The following is a 7,886-nucleotide window of genomic DNA, read 5'->3' on the forward strand; positions in this document are numbered from 1 at the left end:
CAACCGTCGCCGACACGCCATCTCGCCCCGTCGCGAGTTGTGTCTGACACAACTCGCGACGTCAGAAGGCGGCGGCGAGGACGTCGTCGTAGCGGTCGGCGAGGTAGAACGTCATCTCGTCGCGCACCCGCTCGGGGACGTCCTCGATGTCGGGGCCGTTGCGCTTCGGCAGCACGACTTCGCGCAGGCCCGCGCGATGGGCAGCGAGCACCTTCTGCTTGACGCCACCGATCGGGAGCACGGCACCCTGCAGCGTGATCTCGCCGGTCATGCCGACCGAATCCTTGAGGGGCCGATCGGTCAACAGGCTGACCAGGGCGGTGGTCATGGTGATGCCGGCAGACGGCCCGTCCTTGGGCACTGCGCCAGCCGGCACGTGCACGTGGAACCGTTGCTGCAACCGGTCGACGTCGACGCCGAGCTCGTCGGCGTGCGAGCGCACGAAGTTCAGGGCGATCTGGGCCGACTCCTTCATCACGTCGCCGAGCTGCCCGGTGAGCGTCAGGCCGGGCTCGGCGCCGTCGGCGGTCGGGAAGCCCGTCGTCTCGATGAACAGCACGTCACCGCCGTGACCGGTGACGGCCAGTCCGGTGGCGACACCCGGCAGCTGCGTGCGTTCGGGCACGTCGTCGACGACCTTCGGGCGGCCGATCCACGTCGTCAGATCGTCGGGCTCGATGGCGAGCGGCGTGCCGGCGCCGCCGGCGACCTTGGCCGTCACCTTGCGGACCAGCTTGCCGAGCTCGCGTTCGAGCCCGCGCACGCCGGCTTCGCGGGTGTACCCGCGGACGATTGCCGCGATCGCCTCGTCCGGCACGTCGACCTCGTCCTCCCGTAGGCCGGCCCGCTCGATCTGGCGCGGCAGCAGGTACCGCCGCGCGATGAACACCTTCTCGTCCTCCGTGTAGCCGTCGAGACGGACCAGATCCATGCGGTCGAGCAGCGGCGCCGGGATCGTGTCGGCGACGTTGGCGGTGGCGATGAACACCACCTCGCTGAGGTCGAGGTCGACCTCGAGGTAGTGGTCGCGGAACGTGTGGTTCTGCGCCGGGTCGAGCACCTCGAGCAGCGCCGCGGTCGGGTCGCCGGACCAGCCACCGGGCGACAGCTTGTCGACCTCATCGAGCAGGATGACCGGGTTCATCGTGCCGGCCTCGGTCAGCGCCCGCACGATCCGGCCGGGCTGTGACCCGACGTACGTGCGGCGGTGGCCGCGGATCTCGGCTTCGTCCCGGATGCCGCCGAGCGCGACACGCACGAACTCACGCCCCATCGCCCGGGCGGCCGACTCGCCGAGACTGGTCTTGCCGACGCCCGGGGGGCCGACGAGCGTGATGATCGCGCCGTTGCCACGGCCGGCCGACTCGACGCCGCGCTCGTGGCGGAGCTTGCGGGTGGCGAGGAACTCGACGATGCGGTCCTTCACGTCGTCGAGCCCGTAGTGGTCGTCGTCGAGCACGCCGGCGGCGACGTCGAGGTCGAGGGTGTCGTCGCTGCGTTCCCCCCAGGGCAGCTCGAAGATGCGGTCGAGCCACGTGCGGATCCAGCCGTGCTCGGGCGACTGCGCGCTCGTGCGTTCGAGCCGGTCGAGCTCCTTGTCGATCGCCTGTTTCACGCCGTCTGCCGCATCGAGCTCGCCGAGCCGCTCGCGGTAATCGGCGACGACGTCGTCGTCACCCTCACCGAGCTCCTTGCGGATTGCCGCCAGCTGCTGGCGGAGGAGGTACTCGCGCTGCTGCTGGTCGACGCCTTCGCTGACGTCGTTGCGAATCGTCTCGGCGACCTGCAGCTCGGCGAGGTGGTCCTTCGCCCAGGCGAGCACGAGATCGACGCGGGCGCCGACATCGACCGCATCGAGCAGTTCGAGCCGCTGCTCGTCGTCGAACTCGGCCCAGGTGGCGACCCCATCGGCGAGCGCTCCGGGCGCGGGGCCCGACCTGAGCAGCTCGGGCAGTCGGCGCGAGCGGCGCAATTCGGCGACGAGCTGGAGGGTGGCGGTCAGCTCGCGGACCAGGGCCTCGACTCGCGGCGTCGGGCGGACATCGGCCAGGGGCTCGACGTCAGCATGATCGGCGCCGCGCTCGCTGGTGTGGAGCTGCACGAGGCGACCGCGTGACTCGATCTGCACGACGGCAGCCGGCGCCCCGCCCGGTAGCGAACCGGTCGAAGGCACCCGGGCGACGACCACGATCTCGGGCCCGACGGGGTCGCCGACCCGCGGTGCGCGGAAGGCCAACCGGCCACCACCGGCGGCCTCGATCGCCTGTCGAACCGATGGATCGTCGAGCGTGAGGGTGACGGTGGCGCCCGGCAACACGGTGGTGGGCAGGGTGGCGATCGGGAGGCGGAGAGCGGTACCGGTGTCGGTCATCCCTCACAGGGTAAAGGCAGTAATCTTGATTACAACCGACTCAAGTATCGATCACCGCCGATACATGTGTCATCTGCCACAGCTCGTTCGCGTGAGCTTGTTGCGCACATAGTGCGCACAAACCACACGCGTTCCCGCAGGGCGGCGGTTGCGGCGGGGGCGGCCGGGCGAACGCGTGAGGTTGTTGCGCACATAGTGCGCACAAACCTCACGCGTTGCCGGGGGGCGGCGGGCGGGTCAGGGGCCGTCGGTCAGCAACACGCCGAGTTGGCGGCTCCGCGCGACCAGCGCACCCGTCGAGTCCCACAGCGCCCCGGTCTCGACCATCCGACCACCCGCCAGGTCGTCGCATTCGAACCGGGCCTGCACCCAGCCCGGCGCCGGCCGCCGCCGCACGTGGACGGTCAGCTCGAGCGTCGGCACCCAGCCGACCCGCCCGAACTTCGAGTACAGCGTCGGCGGGAAGGCGTCGGCGAACAACGTCAGCGCCGGCGGCGACGGTTCGGTCCCGTCGGCGAACCTGATCCATCCCGCCATCACGGCGTCGGGCGACCCGCCGGGCTCAGCGAGATCGGGGTGGATGCGGACGTCGAGCCGGTCGAGGATCGGCAGTTCGACGCCCTGACCGAGCGCCCGCCGATCGAAGCACTCGTCCGGTCCGGGCGCATCGGGCGGCGGCAGCGACATCTCCGAGCCACCCCCGACGGCGGTGTCGAGATCGCCGTAGGTCGCCAGGACGGTCATTCGCTCCTGTCCCCCGTGCGACAGCGTCGCCCTGCACACCGTGGCGATCCGCCCCCGCCGGACCAGCTCGACCTCGATCGTCGCCGGGCCCGCCTCCCGGACGGGTCGCAGGAAGTGCGTCGTCACCGAGAGCGGGTGCGGGTGATCGCCGGCGACTGCGGCGATCGATCGCAGCACAGGGGCGAGCACGTAGCCGCCGTTCGCGGTGTCGCCGATGTGCCACGCCGTCGACATCTCCGTCACCCAGCGCCCCTCGGCGATCTGCTCGACGTCCGTCTCGTCGTCGTAGTCCCCCATCGGCGCCCATCGTGGCACGCCGAGACGATCCCGCGAGGTGCGACGGAACCGCGAACACTTGTACTGTCCAAGCATGGCCTCCGCCCCGGCCGAGCCCGACCCGAGCGACAAGGAAGCGATCCGCCGGAAGTACCTCGCCGAGCGCGACAAGCGGCTCCGGCCCGACGGCAACGACCAGTACATCGAGGTCACCGGCGTCTTCGAGCACTACGTCGACGACCCGTACGTGCCGGTCGAACCGCGGGAGCCGCTCCACGACGAGGTCACCGTGGCGTTCATCGGCGGCGGCTTCGCCGGTCTCGTCACGGGCGCCCGGCTCAAGCAGGCCGGCATCGACGACGTCCGCATCATCGAGAAAGGCGGCGACTTCGGCGGCACGTGGTACTGGAACCGGTACCCGGGCGCGCAGTGCGACACGGCCTCGATGGTCTACATGCCGCTGCTCGAAGAGACGGGCCACATGCCGACCGAGAAGTACGCACATGCGCCCGAGATCCTCGAGCACTGTCAGCGGATCGCGAAGCACTTCGACCTCTACGACAACGCCTGCCTGTCGACCGAGGTGACCGGCCTCGACTGGGACGACGACACCAAGCGCTGGATCATCCGCACCAACCGCGGCGACGAGATGCGAGCTCGGTACGTCGCGATGGGCACCGGCCCGCTGCACCGGCCCAAGCTGCCCGGCATCGAGGGCATCACGACGTTCGGCGGGCACAGCTTCCACACCAGCCGCTGGGACTACGACTACACCGGCGGCGACCCGACCGGCGCGCCGATGATCCACCTCGCCGACAAGCGCGTCGGCGTCATCGGCACCGGCGCCACGGCCGTGCAGTGCGTGCCGCACCTCGCCCGCGACTGCGGGGAGCTGCTCGTCTTCCAGCGCACGCCGTCGTCGATCGACGTCCGCAACAACCACCCGATCGACCCCGAGTGGTTCGCCACGCTCGAGCCGGGTTGGCAGGAGCAGTGGCTGGAGAACTTCACGATCCTCCAGACCGGCGGGTTCGCCGACGAGGACCTGGTCAAGGACGGTTGGACCGACATCACCCAGCGGATCCGTGACCGGTTGTTCGCCTCGCCGAACCCCGACCTGACGCCCTCGGGCTTCCAGCGCGCCTACCACGAGAGCGACGACGACAAGATGGTCGAGATCCGCGCCCGGGTCGACGAGGTGGTGGCCGACCCGCTCAAGGCAGCCGCCCTCAAGCCGTGGTACCGGCAGCTGTGCAAGCGACCCTGCTTCCACGACGAGTACCTCGCGGCCTACAACACTCCCACCGTGGAACTCGTCGACACCGACGGCCGCGGCGTGACCCGCATCGACGAGACCGGGGTGTGGGTCGGCGAGGACCACTACGAGCTCGACTGCATCATCTACGCGTCCGGGTTCGAGGTCGGCACCGACTACGCGAGGCGGGCCGGCTACGACACGGTCGGCCGCGACGGCCTGAAGCTGTCGGAGTACTGGGCCGACGGGATGCTGAGCCTGCACGGCATCCACGTGCACGGCTTCCCGAACCTGTTCGTCGTCGGCCCGACGCAGGGCGCCAACCTGATCTCGAACATCCCCCACAACCTCACCGAACGCGGCAAGACGATCGCAGCGATCGTCCGCCACGCGCTCGACACCGGCGCACACGAGGTCGAGGTCACCGCCGAAGCCGAACAGGCCTGGGTCGGCATGCTCGAAGCGGGTGGCCGGCGCTTCGGCAACCAGCCCGACTGCACGCCCGGCTACTACAACAACGAGGGCCAGGACTCCGGCCGGCGCGGACTGCTCAACAGCGTCGGCTACCCCGAGGGCCCCGTCGGCTACTTCCGCTACATCGACGAGTGGCGCACGTCGGGGGACTTCGAAGGTCTCGAGTTCAGATCCTGAACTGACTCACGCCGACCGGTGGTCGACTCCGCCGCCCTCGTCACCGTGATCGTGGCGAGACGACTCGGCCGTACTCGGTGGCGGTGAACGTCCAGGTGCGCATGTCGGCGGGCCACGACCGCGTCGGCAGTCCGGCTTTGCGGTAGAGGTGGTCGACGAAGTCGACCGCGTCGGGCAGCTGCTTCCACACCACCGGGAGGAACACCGCCCGTCGACCCGCTCCCTCGATCGAGAGACCGTCGACACCGGGCCGAAGCGCATCGATCAGCGCCTCCCACGAGTCGACGGCCAGCGGCGCCAGCGGCGAGAGCACCGAGATCTCGATGTCGAGACCGTCGAGCTGATCGGGGCGCAGCGGCGGGAACCGAGGGTCGCGAAACGCCGCCGACCAGGCGTGGCGCGGCACGGCCCGGCCGAGGTCCTCGGCGGTCAGCGAACCGATGCAGCCGTGGAGCTCGCCGGCGACGTGCAGCGTGACGAACACACCCGCCGACTTCCCGAGCCGCGGCCCGTCGTCATCGCCGTCGCGAGTCGGCCGTCGGCCCTCCAAGCCGGCGCGGATCGACGACACCGCGAGGTCGAACAACGTGTCGACGACCTGCGGTGCGAGCCCGGCGTCACCCAACGGCGAACGCTCCGTACCCGACCACCCGGCGGTGGTCGCCGGCCGTGTCGCCCGAGTTGCGCAGGTCGATCTGCTCGACGGCGAGACCACGGCGATCGGCGATCTGCAGCAGGCCGCGCAAGGGTCGTGCACCACAGGCGTCACGATCGGCGATCGCATCGGGCCGGCGAGCGACGATGGCCGCCGCGGTGTGGCGGTCGATGTCGACCGCTTCGCGATACGAGTGGTAGTGCGACAGGTCGGTGCTGATCACGACGACGGTCTCGGGGCCACCCCACAGCGCATCGAGGACTGCCGCGACCTCGTCGATGGTGGCGTCGCCGACCGACAGCGGCAGCAGCGCGAAGTCGTCGAGCACGGTCTGGAGGAACGGCAGCTGGACCTCGAGGCTGTGCTCGTCACGGTGGGCGTCGTCGTCGATCGCGACACCCGGGAGCTGCAGCGCACGATCGCGCAGCCCGGCGTCGACCGCGACGGTTCCGAGGGGTGTCTCGAACTCGTCGGCGCTCGACACGCCCATCCCGCGCACGAACACGCGGTGGCTCGGACCGAGGAGCACCACGCGCCGGACGACCGCCCTCGCGGGCACGAGTCGCTCGTACGCGCTCGCTGCGATCGCGCCCGAGTACACGTACCCGGCATGCGGCACGACCACCGCCTCGGGGACGCGGGCGTCGGGCGGGCGCGGCACACCGCCGCGGAACGCATCTCGGATCGAGCGGTCGAGCTCTGCGACATCAGCCGGGTAGAACGAGCCGGCGACCGCCGGTTGACGCGTGCGGGTTGGAGCGGTCATGACGACACCTTTCTCGTCGATCTCGTGTGGGCTCCCGGTCGCGGCTTCGACCCCGACATCACCACCGGCAGGCGGCGTCCACCCCAGGTGCCGACCGGGCCGTCGAAGACGCCCGGCAGCTGTGATCCGCAGCCGAGGCAGTGACCGGTGTCGTCGAGCCGGTACTCGCCGAGCCGGTACCAGTCGCGTTCGATGACCAGCTCGCCACAGTCGGGGCACGTGGTGCTGCCGCCTTCACCGTCGTGCACGTTGCCGGTGTAGGCGAACCGCACACCATTGCCCATCGCGATGCGCCGAGCGCGGCGTAGCGTCGCCGGCGGCGTGGGCGGCCGGTCGAGCATCTTGAAGTCCGGGTGGAACGCCGTGAAGTGCATCGGCACGTCGGGTCCGAGGTGCTCGACGACCCAGGTGGTCATCTCGTCGAGCTCGCGATCGCTGTCGTTGAGACCCGGGATCAACAGCGTCGTGAGCTCCATCCAGATGTCGGTCTCGTGGGCGACGTACTCCAGCGTCTCGAGCACGGCGTCGAGGTCGGCCGCACAGGTGTGCCGGTAGAAGTCCTGCGTGAAAGCCTTGAGGTCGATGTTGGCGGCGTCGATGTGGGCGTAGAAGTCCGCTCGCGGCTCGGGGCAGATGTATCCGGCGGTGACGGCAACGGTCTTCACGCCGAGCTCGTGACAGGCGTCGGCGACGTCGTTGGCGTACTCGAGGAAGATCGTCGGGTCGTTGTACGTGAACGCGACGCTGCGACAGCCGTGCTCCTCGGCGGCCCGGGCGATCGCCTCCGGCGACGCCTCGTCGGCGAGCGTGTCGATCTCCTTCGACTTCGAGATGTCCCAGTTCTGGCAGAAGCGGCAGGCGAGGTTGCAGCCGGCGGTGCCGAACGAGAAGACCGCGGATCCGGGAAGGTAGTGGTTCAGCGGCTTCTTCTCGATGGGATCCACGCAGAACCCGCTGGACCGTCCGTAGGTGGTCAACACGACGCCGTCGCCCTCGCGGGCGCGAACGAAACAGACGCCACGCTGCCCGTCGCGCAGCTTGCAGGCTCGGGGACACACGTCGCATTGCACGCGCCCGTCGTCGAGCTGATGCCAGTACTGGGTCGGGACGGTGAAGCGATCCATGACCGGTCAGTCCTGTGGCGTGCCTCCATCGGTGTCGTGACCCA

6 protein-coding genes are annotated in these 7,886 nt (G+C 69.9%); 1 reads left to right on the forward strand and 5 read right to left on the reverse strand.

What is annotated here, in order from left to right:
• Nucleotides 1-61 precede the first annotated feature (61 nt).
• Both lon and QNJ12_RS10810 read right to left on the reverse strand, forming a co-directional pair.
• Entirely contained in the window at nucleotides 62-2,371 is a 2,310-nt protein-coding gene (gene lon / locus QNJ12_RS10805; RefSeq protein ID WP_300622647.1) for an endopeptidase La, read from the reverse strand.
• 237 nt (nucleotides 2,372-2,608) lie between these two features.
• Nucleotides 2,609-3,412: a thioesterase family protein gene (locus tag QNJ12_RS10810; RefSeq protein ID WP_300622648.1), complete on the reverse strand. Its 804-nt coding sequence runs from the start codon at nucleotides 3,410-3,412 to the stop codon at nucleotides 2,609-2,611.
• A 73-nt stretch (nucleotides 3,413-3,485) separates the two neighbouring features.
• Here QNJ12_RS10810 and QNJ12_RS10815 point away from each other — a divergent pair, with 73 nt between their 5' ends.
• Entirely contained in the window at nucleotides 3,486-5,297 is a 1,812-nt protein-coding gene (locus QNJ12_RS10815) for an NAD(P)/FAD-dependent oxidoreductase (RefSeq protein ID WP_300622649.1), read from the forward strand.
• Nucleotides 5,298-5,337: 40 nt separating this feature from the next.
• Here QNJ12_RS10815 and amrA read toward each other — a convergent pair whose 3' ends face one another.
• The 3 genes from amrA to amrS are packed head-to-tail and all read right to left on the reverse strand — an operon-like array spanning nucleotide 5,338 to nucleotide 7,842.
• Entirely contained in the window at nucleotides 5,338-5,922 is a 585-nt protein-coding gene (amrA, locus tag QNJ12_RS10820) for an AmmeMemoRadiSam system protein A (RefSeq protein ID WP_300622650.1), read from the reverse strand.
• Nucleotides 5,915-6,718, reverse strand: a complete 804-nt coding sequence (gene amrB / locus QNJ12_RS10825; protein ID WP_300622651.1) for an AmmeMemoRadiSam system protein B — start codon at nucleotides 6,716-6,718, stop codon at nucleotides 5,915-5,917. The genes amrA and amrB overlap by 8 nt, the downstream gene beginning before the upstream one ends.
• Nucleotides 6,715-7,842 carry an AmmeMemoRadiSam system radical SAM enzyme gene (gene amrS / locus QNJ12_RS10830; protein WP_300622652.1) on the reverse strand — a complete coding sequence of 376 codons (1,128 nt, stop codon included), beginning with the start codon at nucleotides 7,840-7,842 and terminating at the stop codon, nucleotides 6,715-6,717. Before amrS ends, amrB begins: the two co-directional genes overlap by 4 nt.
• Nucleotides 7,843-7,886 lie beyond the last annotated feature (44 nt).

The organism is Ilumatobacter sp., assembly GCF_030065885.1.
Taxonomy (GTDB): Bacteria; Actinomycetota; Acidimicrobiia; order Acidimicrobiales; family Ilumatobacteraceae; genus Ilumatobacter.